The organism is Neobacillus sp. PVCKKU3 (assembly GCF_058323225.1).
The window spans coordinates 1-12,752 of the sequence record NZ_JBLVQN010000054.1 but is presented as its reverse complement, the minus strand read 5'-3'; the positions used below and the strand labels follow the sequence as shown (position 1 = coordinate 12,752).

Below are 12,752 nucleotides of genomic sequence, written 5' to 3'. Positions count from 1 at the left end.
CCCCAACTCTATCTTTCTTTTTCTGAATCCGGTAAATGCCGGCTAATCAGGTATGGTCCATAAGTGCTCTACTTTTTCACGGACCGGTTTTCGCCACGCTTCAATCATTTCCGCAATGATACTAATAGCAATTTCAGCAGGCCCCTTCGCCCCGATTGACAATCCGACCGGTGAATGAACCCATTCCGGAATCTTTTCTCCATTTAGGAGTCTTACCGTTCTTTCTCTAGGTCCAAGAACTCCTAAGTATCTAATATTCTCATCTAGCAGCGGCCAGAGAATTTCCTGATCCCTTTGAAAATGATGCGTCATAATCACGACAAAATCATAGGGTGAAAAAGAGACTTTTCGTAAAAGCTCCGTGGGGAACCCTATTAAAAGCTCGTCTGCTGCAGGAAAGTTTTGCTCCTGACAAAGCGCTTCCCGCCAATCGCACACCGTAACGGAAAAACCGGTTTCTGCCGCCAAAGAAACGAGCGATTTTGCATCCGGCCCAGCTCCAAAAACGATTAACCTTGGCTTTGGCAGATATATGTGCTGAAAAATGACGCCATCTATCATCAGCCCACTCTTGGAGGAAAAATTAATAATCGGAAATGAGCCTTCCCAACAGCCAAACGCTTCACCCTTTTCGGGAACAAAAACATACTCCCCCAAATGGCCCAAGCTCTTAAACCCTGCCACCTTGATATTGTTATCGAGTAATTTTTTCACCAATTTCATATCTTCTTCTAACTTCCTGGTAATCGGCTCAAGCAAAATATCAATGGTTCCGTTACAGCCCTTTCCCCAGCCGATGTCACCCTCCTCAGTCAAATCGTACCGGACAAGCTGGGGCTCTTCGTTTTCAAGCACTTTTTTTGCCCACTCCGCTAAATCAGCTTCCACACAGCCGGCACTAACCATCCCGGTCTGGGTTCCGTCATCCTTAAAAATCATTGAAGAACCTTCTCTTTTATAGGCAGATCCCTTTACATCAACGATTGTTGCCAGCACTTTTTTACCGGGATGGTTCAGTACATTGATAGTTTGAAAAAAATCCTCCATGGCTCTCCCCCGCTTCAACACATAAAGTCCTACCCTATTTATATGGCCGGGTAGGCTATTCCTAGAATAAAATTCATTATTTAACGGCTAGAGACAGTGGGTTAAGGATATGCTAAAACAAAAATACGGGAATGAGATTCGACATGAAACAAACACGTGCGTTGTTTATAACTGGCGTTGCCTCGGGAACTATGCTGAATCCCCTAAATTCATCGATGATCGCCCTGGCCTTACATAGCATTCAAAAGGACTTCCAACTTTCCTTTTCAACCGTTTCCTGGTTAATTACCGCCTTCTATTTATCGAGTGCTGTAGCACAGCCGGTAACAGGAAAAATCGGAGATATCTTTGGGAGAAAAAACACCTTTTTGTTTGGACTAGTCCTTGTTGCCCTTTCCGCCATTGGCGCTCCCTTCTCTTCGACCTTCCTATTATTAGTGGTAATGAGATTAGTTCAATCGATTGGCAGCAGTGCGATTTATCCATCAGGGATGGCGTTAATCAGGGAGCATATTAAAGAGCGGCAAGCATCTGCACTCGCCGTTTTGTCTATTTTCGCCTCGGCAATGGTTGCGCTCGGACCGACGATCGGCGGCTTTTTAATTGTTTGGGGAGGCTGGCCAGCGATTTTTTGGGTGAACCTGCCTTTTGTTTTCCTTAGTTTCCTGCTTGGCTGGCACATGTTTCCTAAGGATGTGAAAAAGGATAAGAAAACGGTTAAAAGGTTATTTTCCAACCTTGATTTTTGGGGAATGGGATTTTTTGCTGCAGGAATGGTATTATTTTTATGGTTTTTGCTTTCCTTTGAAAAAAGTGTCCATTTTTCATCAGGGATTGGAGGCTTACTCTTTTTTGCTTTATTTGCATGGAGAGAATTGAAGGTTAAAGAACCATTTATTGATATTCGTATTTTTAAAACAAACCCTCAACTGACTTTGGTTTACGTGCAGTTTATTTTGTTAAATATCTTTTTTTATTGTTTATTTTTCGGTCTGCCTGCTTATTTTCAGGAGGCAATGGGACTGGACGTAGAAAAAAGCGGCATGCTTATGCTGTTTATGTCGGGAGTCAGCATTATCATTTCAACGTTTGCAGGGAAATGGGCAGATAAATCCGGTGTGTATCAGCCGATTACGGCAGGGGCATTTTTATCAATTATCGGGGCCTCGGCCTTTACATTCTTTTTTGTTGGCGCCTCCTATATTGTGATTGGGATCCTGTTATCGATTATGGGGCTAAGCTATGGTATTGGCAATGTTGTGCTTCAAGTGGCGATGTTAAAGGAAAGTCCCAAAGCGATAATCGGGACTACTTCCGGATTGTTTCAAACCTGCCGTTATCTAGGATCGATTTTTTCCACCATCATTCTTGGCATGATATTTGACGCTGAAGCATCACCTGAAAAAATGAAAATCGTTGGCGGTATTATGATAATCCTCGGAACTTGTAGCTTTTTAGTGAGTGTGTGGTTTTCTAGACAATCATTACGATTCGGCAATTTTAAACAAGTCTGAAGAAAAGGAACAAGAGCTTCTTTTGGCTTTGTTCCTTTATTTCTTTTCCATCAACTTCTTTATTTCTTCCCTTGGACTCCAGCAATTGAATTTATAGCTGGACTTTGTCTCATATCCCAAGCGTTTGCAAAAATAAAACATTCCCTCCGATTTTTTCTCGGCTTTAAAATGTTGACAGGTGGCGCAGCAATGATAATCTTTCATCGAATTTAACTCCTCTTGAGAAGGTTTCTTAATCTATTAATTTTTCATTCATAATTTTTTCATATTTAACCATTATGATAGTAACAGGTTCGATAATGAACCATTCAACCTCCGCCCCCTTTTAATAGATATTTGTTTTTGCCCGGCCTTTCTTGGCCGGGTATTTTTTTATGTATAGTATAATGGCAAAATATATTTCCATAAACAATTACTTTCTAATTTTTTGGATAAAGAAAGACCTTTATCGAAGCGAAAAGGTCTTTTCTGTCTTTATTAAAATGCTGTTCGCGCACCAAGGTAGCGAGATTTCCAGTAGTTAAGGCTCATGTCGCTGATGGTGACCCCATTTGATCCTGCATTAATGAATTTATTGTCCCCAATGTAAATGCCTACATGTGTTGGACCTGGTGCATACGTTTCATAAAACACTAAATCGCCGGGTTTAGGACTTGTGATTGGAGTTAATCCGGACCACTGTGTCGCAGCCGTACGCGGAATGGATATTCCTACTTTATCAAACACGTATTTTGTAAAACCACTGCAATCAAATCCGGCAGGCGTATTTCCACCCCATAAATATGGGGTTCCAATCAATTTTTTCGCCTCATCGACTACCAATTGTGCTTTTGAAACTGTTGGCGCGGGTGCTGGTGCCGGAGCTGGTGTAGGAGCTGCTGCTGTTTCCGGAACCCAAAGCTTCAAGACTTGTCCCACATAAATAGTGTCAGAAGTTAAATTATTGATAGATTTAAGCTGGACAACTGATACATTGTTGTTGACGCCAATTCGGTAAAGAGTGTCACCCTTTTGAACTGTGTATTCATGAGAATGAGGAGCAAGTAATGATAGTTTTTGATTTAAGTAGATGGTATCGTTAGTGAGGTTATTCCATGCTTTTAAGTCCGTAACTGAAAGATTGTTTGTGTGCGAGATTCTCCAAAGGGTATCTCCAGTTTGAACCGTATAGGTCATTTCGTGGGCGCTTGCGGCTCCCGCATAAGAGGATAGGAAGATGCCGGCTGCCGTGACGGCTGTCAGTAGCTGTTTTTTCATTCTTGTTGCACTCCTTCAAGATATTTGTATTTACATGGTATCGAATAGTTTAGTTGGATAAAATGCCAAAGATATGGTTTACATGGAAGTGTTCGACACAATTGGAAATATACAGGCCAAATATAACAAATGATAACTACTCTAAATTACATTCAATCCTTGATTTTTTTTGCACTTTTGCTATTTTCATATAACTATTTGTGACATCTATGTAACAAAATTGTAATAGTTAAAAGACATTACTAGTAATGTAGAAATATTGTAACAAAGCACCCATGCACTAGAAGACTTCAATTTTATAATGAACCTATAGAACGTTTTCACGGTTACAAAAATATCTATGAAACATGGTGATGAAAATGCAAGGATTTAGTAAGGGACATCCACAAGAGATGGGTCACGGCCACCAACATGGTGGAGGAAAATCAATTGATTATGATCAAAATCCGTTTATTGTCATTTGGGAGGTTACTAGGGCCTGCCAACTAAAGTGTGTACATTGCCGGGCAGATGCACAGCTAACACCGGACCCGCGGGAGCTGACTCACGAAGAAGGAATCAATCTCATTGATCAAATCTATGAAATGGACAACCCGATGCTTGTGTTCACCGGTGGGGATTGTATGATGAGGGAAGATTTGTTCGAGCTGGCTGACTATGCTATCAAAAAAGGCATGCGTGTTTCGATGACACCAAGTGCAACACCAAATGTCACCGTCGAGAAAATGAAGCGTGCCAAAGAAGTCGGCCTTTCGCGCTGGGGCTTCAGCCTTGACGGTCCAACACCGGAAATTCATGACCATTTCCGAGGAACTCCCGGTTCCTTTGAATTAACTCTTGAGAAAATAAAATACTTAAATGAATTACAAATGCCGCTACAAATTAACACGGTAATCTCACGATATAATTATGACCATCTGGAGCGAATGGCCGAGCTTGTCGGAGAACTTGGTGCTGTCATGTGGTATATCTTCCTGCTTGTTCCTACTGGACGTGGGCAACTGGATGCCTGCATTTCTCCTGTTGAACATGAGAAGGTTTTCCGTTGGCTTTATGAATTGAGCAAAACAGCACCGTATGATATTAAAACGACAGCCGCTCAACATTACCGCCGCGTTGTCCTTCAACAGAAAACACGTGATCATCTGATTGAAAAAGGGGAAATTCGTTACGAGGATTCGATCACAACCGATTTTGCCTCGATGCACGACGGGCTGAAGCGGGCGCCAAAAGGCGTCAATGACGGAAATGGGTTTGCCTTCGTTTCTCATATTGGCGATGTGATGCCAAGCGGGCTTTTGCCAATTGTCGGCGGCAACATTCGCGAGGAGCCTTTGGCAAAGATTTATCGTGAGGCAAAAGTATTTAAAGAACTGCGCCAGCCTGACAATTATAAAGGTAAATGCGGCGTTTGCGAATACAACAAAATTTGCGGCGGTTCACGCTCGAGAACCTATGCTGTCACAGGGGATTATTTAGAAAGTGAGCCATTCTGCGTTTATATCCCGCAAGCGATGCGTAACAAGGAAACCTCACCTGTAATTTAATGGAGTATATAAAGGGCCTTCCGTGTAGGAAGGCCCTTCTTCATTCAATTAATCCCGTATCCGTAATTTTAACCTTCGTATCTACCTTAAAGACTATTTTCGGATAAATCTTCTGCCATTCTTCCCAATCATTTTCATTAAAATGGCGGGATCGGTAGCGCAGTCCAAAGCCAATCGGATCAATGCCTGATTTCTGGATTTTTACTAAAACGTGTTTTACAAATTTGTTTGTTTCCTTTTCTACCTCCTTTTCATATTTGGCTAATCTGGTATTGGGAATTTTTCTACTGGTCTCCTCCACGATCCCTTTTATTTTTATATCAAATTTTATATATGGCGTTTTCCCTTTTGGCGTATAAATTTTATACTTCGAGCTTATTTTCTGCGTATCTATAAAAAACCTGGTTTTGCCCTTTCTTGCCCATATCGCTGATTTTTCTTCCTTATTCAAGAGGAAGTTAAGGGCTTTTGTATCCTCAGGAGTAAGGGTGAGTTCCATATGACTTTTATTAAAAAGACCGGTCGTATTTATTTCAACAAATTCCTTTTTAGCTTCAACAATCGGCAGCATCGGGTCCAACCCCCGTTCAATCAGCCTCATCTTGAAATCAAACAGGAATTCTGGCAGAACATAAGGTGTCTCCGAGCCGTCTTTTCCCATAGCGAGAAACAAAGAGTTCGACGGAATTTGTTCGGATTTCGGTTTGATTTTTAGTACCTCAAGCGCCGTTGGCTTGGCAACAGCCACCCAGGCAATCATTTGAATATCTCTTCTTCTTGACAGCCAATAGTAAATCCCGGCATTACCCCTTTGTTTTGCAAGCTTCTCCCCTACCAAAATCATTTTGGCATGACTAAAATCGATTTCTTTATCCACTTTTGTTTTAATAATTCGGACCGCATCCGACATTGAGTCTGCTTGTTCTGATACTATCGTGAATTCGTTTGGCTGTTGTTTTGACCCGCTTGGAATGGCAAATTTAAGGTGGACATCATATTTCTTCGAACTGTTCTTGGCAAGATCCACCCCAATACTGACGACAAACAGGCGCTTATCGATATCTTTGAAACCGCACCCAGTCAGAAGTAAGGAACCTGTGCCGATGAAAACTGCAACAAACCAATTTACAGTGCTTTTCATGCGATCTGCCTCCTTGCCCATAAGCTAAAAGAAATCACAATGATTATTTCAAAACCTAATCGAAAAATCATCCAATAGGTAGTAATCTGATTTAAAAGGATTGTCTCAATAAACATGACCGCAATCACTGCACACACAGAATAGGCTGAAAGGGCAACCCATTTCATTTTTTTATTTTCCTTTTTCCTAAATGTCCCCTTTAATAATTCAAATGCTACATGCCATTGTACCGTGATACTCATAAGTGTAATACTCATATAGAACATTAAAAAAATAAAAATGACTCTCTCTATCGGACTGTAAACGAGGCGCAGGGAATCTGACGTCGATATCCAAGGGTATAGAAATTCCTGGGCACCGTCGGATCCATGAAAGCCGATTGGAATAAAAAAAGTAGTAAATAAATTAAAAATACTCATAAAGAAAATAATGACAAAATTCCAAGCTTTAAGTTTTTCTTTAATCACACGGTTAAAAATAACAAGATTGGCATAACCGCTAAAAACGTAAGTAGCTGCAGCAATGGCTTTTACGCTTGGCCGATCGAACAGATGGGTGCCAACCTCAAGAATCGAATCCCAGCTTAAATAATCACTGGTGAATGCTTTAAAAACGATAAAACCGATTAATGGTGTATTCATAAACAGGACAATTTCTAAAATATACATAACCCTTTCAGTAGGAAGCTGAATAATAAATATAATTGCAATTAAATAAATCGTCAGCAATAATAATCTTGGCATTTCAGGGTTGATAAAACGGGTTAAGATATCAATAAAACCAACCAGCGTGATGAGCCCAGCAGAAAAACCGGCAAGCTGGATACTGCCAAAAAGAAGAAATTTTAACCATCGGCGCTTAAAATATTTATCAGCAATTTCGGGAAACCCTAGCCCGGGGAATTTCGTGATTGCCTTACAGAAAAGGAAGGAAAGCGTAAAACCAATGGGTATGGCAATCAACATCCCCATTACTGCGCCTTCATAACGGTATTCAATTAAAATTTTCGGCACAAAAATGATTACGTTAATTAACATATTTGTTAATATTAAATAGAGAAAATATCGGTTCAATGCAGTCCTCCCTCCTAATCTAACTTACTTTTTATTTGGCTTCGTTTGAATTAATGTAAGAAATGGCTGGCCAAAACTGTCAAGCTTAACCATGTACGCAATAAACAACAAAAACCCAATACCTACACCAACAAGCCCAAACACAGTGGCGAGTCCCAATACGATATATTTGACAACTCTTACCGAAAAACTAAAGGCGTTAATCGGGACAACAAAATTAGAAATGGCAACAGTAGATACAATGATAATCATAATATTACTCACTAGCCCTGCCTCTGTTGCTGCCTGTCCCAAAATTAAACCGCCGACGGTTGTCGCTGTTGGTCCAATTGCCTTTGGCAGCCGTATGCTGGCCTCTGTCAACATTTCCATCATAAACAGCATCAGCAATACTTCGACAAATGAAGGATACGGAACAAGATTTCGACTCCCAGCAATCGATAAGGCCAATTGCACCCGATATATCTCCGGATTATAACTAGTTGTCGCCACATACAGCCCCGGTAAAACTATGCTGACAAAAAGGCCGATATAACGCATTGTTTGCAGGAATCTCCCAACCCAATAGGTTTGATAAATATCAGCCATCGAAGCCATAAAATCCTTCATCGAAGTCGGCAAAACAACGGCGAATGGCGAACCGTGGATTAATAAAATTATTTTTCCTGTGGACAAATTTATGGCGACCCGGTCCGGTCTTTCCGTCACAAGCATGACCGGAAACAAGGATCGATTACTTTTTTTGATACTATCAAGCAGCTGTTCCCCTGTTTGAAACATATTAATCTTAACATTACCCAAAAATTCTTTGATTCGGCCTAATGTGTCCATATCAGCAAATCTAGTGTCATAAAGGAGCATCACCTTCGTTTTGGAAATGGCCCCCACTTGTGAGGATTCAACTTTTAATGTGGCTTCTGGATAACGGTGCCGGATCAGTCCAAGATTTGTCGGCAAACTTTCACTAAATCCCGATTGCGGCCCTTGTATCGTCGTTTCCACCGTTGTATCTTGAACAGCATTATTATGGTCAACCTTGCAATCAAATAAAAAAATATAGTCCTGATAAAAAAGGACTGCCTCCCCCCTAAGCACACTTTCGACCGTTTGCTCCTCAGTCTTAAATGCTGTTATTTTTGGATGAGATTGAAGATAATCCAGAAATAACTCAGAGCCTTGAATTTCAAAAAATGGTTTAAGTACATATTGGCCTAAAACCTGTTCATCACTGATTGATTTTATATAATAGGTTTCAAGATATTTTTCTTTCGTGAAGTTTTCTTTAAATACTACATCTTCCGCTTTTTGTATTTTGCTCATTATGCTTTCTTTGATGGATTCCACTTTAGTAGTCGGCATATGTCTCCCTCTTTAACAACTGCTTTGTACGTTACTGTCCCACAACAGCTGGTATTTTATTCTAAAAAGAGAGGGTATTAGTGGATGATAATTTATGGTTTTTCGTTGGGTTTAGTGGTATTATCGTAATAGTTTTTAAACATTTGTGCGCTTTTTAAGGAGTCTTTATGATAAGAACCATTGCTATAAAAAACAATAAGGAAATCGTCAAAGACGTGGATATCATTCACTTGGTGGAGGGAAATTTCAAGTGGTACTGGATTGATTTTAATAAGCCGACGGAAGAGGAAATTGAATTCCTGAGGGACCCACTCTCTTTTCATCCATTGGCGATTGAGGATTGTATTCATCATTTACAAAGGCCAAAATTAGATTATTATGATAACTATACATTTTTTGTCACTCAATCTTTAAACCAGGAAACGATCTCAAAAGAAGAGGTGGATTTCTTTCTTAGCGGGAACTATATTGTTACATTTCATCACAGCCCCTCAATGGAAATTAATGAGGTATGGAACCGTTTAAGTCAATCTCCACATATTCAAAAATGGGACCCCTCCCACGTCCTTTATAATATTATCGATAAAATGGTGGACAACTATTTTCCTCCAGTTTATAAGATTGAAGACCGCTTAAGTGAGATTGATGAGAATTCAACAGGCAGATCAATGGAGGTGTTGTTGGAGGATTTGTTTGATACTCGGCATCAGCTTCTATCGTTACGACATACGATTACACCGATGCGCGACCTAATCTATCGAATGTTAAATTCGCAGCGGATGACGGAAATGCAAGGGAAAATGGTTTACTTTTCCGATATCCATGACCATTTGTTAAAATTAACAGAAATGATTGAAGCAAACAGGGAATTAACGACGGATATCAGGGACAGCTATATATCCATCAACTCCCACCAGACAAATCACGTGATGAAGGTCTTGACTGTCATCACAACTATTTTCATGCCACTGACTTTTATTGCCGGCCTCTACGGAATGAACTTTCATTATATGCCAGAGCTTAATTGGAAATATGGTTATTTTGCTGTCCTTTTTCTGATGTTCCTAGTCGGGCTTTGGATGTTCTTATGGTTTAAGAAAAAAGGATGGTTTAAGTAAATAAAGGGGTGTCCTTAAAATTTTTTTATACCTTTGGGACCCCCTCTTATAAACCCCACATGATATCATTTAATTATCTTCTCCCGGATTGTAATAATAAGGATCCCCCTTATGTTCCTTCATTACGTTATTATCAATGAATAACTTCCCGTTTTCTAAATAAGTGGCTAATATGATGTTCTCCACTTTTTCCCCCGTTTTTTCTACCTCGTTCATCAGCCATCCTTGTTCTAGTTGGAGGTATTTTAGATTATGATAAATAATTTGACCGTCCATAATTAGTGGTATTGGGACATACTCTTTCTTCACCTTTAAATTTAAATCATTGGGCTGAATTGGCCGGTATTCTGATTTAGGTATCACACTAATGCTGCCTGTTTCCTCCATTACAGCAAGATCAATATTTTGCGTATCCGTATACCCTTGCACCCTCAAATGCGATAATAATTCATTCATCGGCATACGCACCTTTTTCAGTCCTGTCCGATCTATATCACCATTGCGAATTAACACAGTAGGACTTTCATAAATGATCCATCTTAATTTGTTGTGTAACGATAGACGAATTAAAATTTTATATAATACGACTGTTATTGCTGCATAAGTTAAAGCTTTGCCTAGTCCATTTACCTCAATAGGCGTACTAATAATATTTGTTAGGACAAAGATATACAAAAGATCGAAGGTATGCATCTGCGATACAGCCTTTTTACCTGTCACCCTTAAAAATACATATCCAGCTAAAAAAACAATAATTGTGCGATAGATTAATTCCAATATGTATCTCCCCTAGCAATAGTAAAACGACCACTGACTCGATGTTAGTATTAGATTTTTTTTTGCATCTAAACCAGAACCATTTTTATTAACATAGAAATTTAGATGTATAATAAAAAGGATCGCTATTATAGAGAGGAGAACATAATTGTGGCATATCCAGACACGGAAGATACGATGAAACTATTAACAGAGTTAGTCTCCATTCCAAGCCCGTCCGGCAATACGAATGAAGTGGTAACCTTTGTTGAAAAATACCTTGCGGAACTGCAGATTGAAACGAAGAGAAATCGTAAAGGCGGCCTTATTGCTACACTGGAAGGCAAAGACAAAAGCCAGCACAGGATGCTGACCGCTCATGTGGATACACTAGGTGCCATGGTAAAGGAAATAAAATCTAATGGCAGACTGAAAATTGACCTGATTGGCGGATTTAAGTACAATTCGATCGAAGGTGAATACTGCCAAATTGAAACATCGAGCGGTAAGAAATACACTGGGACCATCCTGATGCATCAAACATCCGTCCACGTATACAAAGATGCCGGAAAAGCGGAACGGAATCAGGAGAATATGGAAATTCGAATTGATGAGAAAGTACATACAGCAGATGAAGTCCGCGCGCTTGGAATTGAAGTAGGAGATTTTGTTTCCTTTGACCCGCGCGTTGAGGTGACACCGAGCGGTTATATCAAGTCTCGCCACTTGGATGATAAAGCGAGCGTGGCTGTTCTCCTGCAATTAATTAAACAAATTAAAACGGAGAATATCCTTTTACCTTACACAACGCATTTCCTCATTTCGAATAATGAGGAAATTGGCTATGGCGGCAACTCCAATATTACACCTGAAACGGTTGAATACTTAGCGGTGGATATGGGAGCAATGGGAGACGGACAGTCAACCGATGAATACACGGTTTCGATCTGTGTGAAGGATTCAAGCGGCCCATATCATTACGGCTTACGAAAACATTTGGTGCAGCTTGCAGAAGCTAACAATATCGGTTATAAGCTTGATATTTATCCGCACTATGGCTCAGATGCCTCCGCTGCCATCCGTTCCGGACACGATATTGTCCACGGATTAATCGGCCCCGGCATCGATTCATCACACGCGTTTGAACGGACCCACAAATCGTCACTAGAAAATACAGCCAAGCTTTTGTATCATTACGTTCAATCTGAATTAATTTTATAAAACTTACTTAATAAAAAAGACCAATTGGACAGATTGTCGAGAAAGTTTTTCTCGGCAATCTTTTTATTTTTTCTAATCACCGATTTTTTTAATGATTGTCTCTGCAAACTGGCCTGTTGATTTCCGCTCCGGGCATTCGCTTTCCGCGGGGAGGTCCTGGAGCCTCCTCGGCGCTATGGCGCCTGTGGGGTCTCCAGTGACCTCTCTATCCCGCAGGAGTCGAATGCCCTCCGCTCCAATCAACTGGCGGAAATCAATCTAAAGTATTGCTATACACATCCATCCTAACTAATTATGATTCGATCTTTTTTATATTTTGGAAGGCTGTAGAAGAGATCGTTTATTCATTAGCATTCTTCAAACTTTTTTGTTCTTCACTAGCTTTATGAAGGACATTTCCTCCTTAAGTTCTTTCGATTTTGTCCTTCATCAGCTCTATGAAGGACATTTTCTTCTTGGATTCCTTCAATTTTGTCCTTCACCAGCTTTATGAAGGACATTTCCCTCTCAATTTCCTTCGATTTCGTACTTCATCAGCTTAATGAGGGACATTTACTTCTTGGATTCCTTCGATTTTGTCCCTCATTGGTTTTATGAGGGACTTTGTTATGCATTGTGAGTTGAAGGTCTTTATTGAATACACCTGTTGATTGGAGCGGAAGGCGCGAAGACTCCTGCGGGAGTACGGGGCAGGGGAGACCCCGCAGGCGCTTTAGAGC

The 12,752-nt window shown here is 40.3% G+C and carries 10 protein-coding genes; 4 read left to right on the top strand and 6 right to left on the bottom strand.

Features of this window, described 5'->3' with window-relative positions; genetic code table 11:
• Positions 1-42: 42 nt before the first annotated feature.
• Positions 43-1,047, bottom strand: a complete 1,005-nt coding sequence (locus tag ACNQGS_RS25750) for an XdhC family protein (RefSeq protein ID WP_491489830.1) — start codon at positions 1,045-1,047, stop codon at positions 43-45.
• 143 nt (positions 1,048-1,190) lie between these two features.
• Here ACNQGS_RS25750 and ACNQGS_RS25745 point away from each other — a divergent pair, with 143 nt between their 5' ends.
• Positions 1,191-2,561 (top strand): MFS transporter, encoded by a 1,371-nt coding sequence (locus ACNQGS_RS25745; protein WP_491489828.1) that lies wholly within the window; start codon positions 1,191-1,193, stop codon positions 2,559-2,561.
• A 477-nt stretch (positions 2,562-3,038) separates the two neighbouring features.
• Here ACNQGS_RS25745 and ACNQGS_RS25740 read toward each other — a convergent pair whose 3' ends face one another.
• Complete coding sequence (locus ACNQGS_RS25740; protein WP_491489827.1) at positions 3,039-3,818, bottom strand: C40 family peptidase; 780 nt, start codon at positions 3,816-3,818, stop codon at positions 3,039-3,041.
• A 359-nt stretch (positions 3,819-4,177) separates the two neighbouring features.
• Between ACNQGS_RS25740 and ACNQGS_RS25735 the strand changes: the two genes are divergently transcribed.
• Positions 4,178-5,365 (top strand): TIGR04053 family radical SAM/SPASM domain-containing protein, encoded by a 1,188-nt coding sequence (locus tag ACNQGS_RS25735; protein ID WP_491489867.1) that lies wholly within the window; start codon positions 4,178-4,180, stop codon positions 5,363-5,365.
• A 40-nt stretch (positions 5,366-5,405) separates the two neighbouring features.
• Here the strand turns inward: ACNQGS_RS25735 and ACNQGS_RS25730 are convergent, their stop codons facing one another.
• Genes ACNQGS_RS25730 through ACNQGS_RS25720 form a run of 3 tightly spaced genes read right to left on the bottom strand, consistent with a single transcriptional unit; the run spans position 5,406 to position 8,938 of the window.
• Positions 5,406-6,506 (bottom strand): Ger(x)C family spore germination protein, encoded by a 1,101-nt coding sequence (locus ACNQGS_RS25730; RefSeq protein WP_491489826.1) that lies wholly within the window; start codon positions 6,504-6,506, stop codon positions 5,406-5,408.
• A complete protein-coding gene (locus ACNQGS_RS25725; protein WP_491489825.1) occupies positions 6,503-7,579 on the bottom strand; it encodes an SLC5/6 family protein in 1,077 nt (358 codons plus the stop codon). The genes ACNQGS_RS25730 and ACNQGS_RS25725 overlap by 4 nt, the downstream gene beginning before the upstream one ends.
• 24 nt (positions 7,580-7,603) lie before the next feature.
• Positions 7,604-8,938, bottom strand: a complete 1,335-nt coding sequence (locus ACNQGS_RS25720) for a spore germination protein (protein WP_491489824.1) — start codon at positions 8,936-8,938, stop codon at positions 7,604-7,606.
• A gap of 167 nt (positions 8,939-9,105) precedes the next feature.
• Here ACNQGS_RS25720 and corA point away from each other — a divergent pair, with 167 nt between their 5' ends.
• Positions 9,106-10,056: a magnesium/cobalt transporter CorA gene (gene corA / locus ACNQGS_RS25715; protein WP_491489823.1), complete on the top strand. Its 951-nt coding sequence runs from the start codon at positions 9,106-9,108 to the stop codon at positions 10,054-10,056.
• A gap of 69 nt (positions 10,057-10,125) precedes the next feature.
• On the opposite strand, the gene ACNQGS_RS25710 is transcribed toward corA, so the two are convergent.
• Entirely contained in the window at positions 10,126-10,833 is a 708-nt protein-coding gene (locus ACNQGS_RS25710; protein ID WP_491489821.1) for a DUF421 domain-containing protein, read from the bottom strand.
• Between the two features lie 177 nt (positions 10,834-11,010).
• Here ACNQGS_RS25710 and ACNQGS_RS25705 point away from each other — a divergent pair, with 177 nt between their 5' ends.
• Positions 11,011-12,033 (top strand): M42 family metallopeptidase, encoded by a 1,023-nt coding sequence (locus tag ACNQGS_RS25705; protein WP_491489865.1) that lies wholly within the window; start codon positions 11,011-11,013, stop codon positions 12,031-12,033.
• Positions 12,034-12,752 lie beyond the last annotated feature (719 nt).

Coding starts and splice junctions, on each gene's coding strand:
- ACNQGS_RS25750 (WP_491489830.1), bottom strand. CDS start 1,047: ATGGAGGATTTTTTTCAAACTATCAATGTACTGAACCATCCCGGTAAA.
- ACNQGS_RS25745 (WP_491489828.1), top strand. CDS start 1,191: ATGAAACAAACACGTGCGTTGTTTATAACTGGCGTTGCCTCGGGAACT.
- ACNQGS_RS25740 (WP_491489827.1), bottom strand. CDS start 3,818: ATGAAAAAACAGCTACTGACAGCCGTCACGGCAGCCGGCATCTTCCTA.
- ACNQGS_RS25735 (WP_491489867.1), top strand. CDS start 4,178: ATGCAAGGATTTAGTAAGGGACATCCACAAGAGATGGGTCACGGCCAC.
- ACNQGS_RS25730 (WP_491489826.1), bottom strand. CDS start 6,506: ATGAAAAGCACTGTAAATTGGTTTGTTGCAGTTTTCATCGGCACAGGT.
- ACNQGS_RS25720 (WP_491489824.1), bottom strand. CDS start 8,938: ATGCCGACTACTAAAGTGGAATCCATCAAAGAAAGCATAATGAGCAAA.
- corA (WP_491489823.1), top strand. CDS start 9,106: ATGATAAGAACCATTGCTATAAAAAACAATAAGGAAATCGTCAAAGAC.
- ACNQGS_RS25705 (WP_491489865.1), top strand. CDS start 11,011: ATGAAACTATTAACAGAGTTAGTCTCCATTCCAAGCCCGTCCGGCAAT.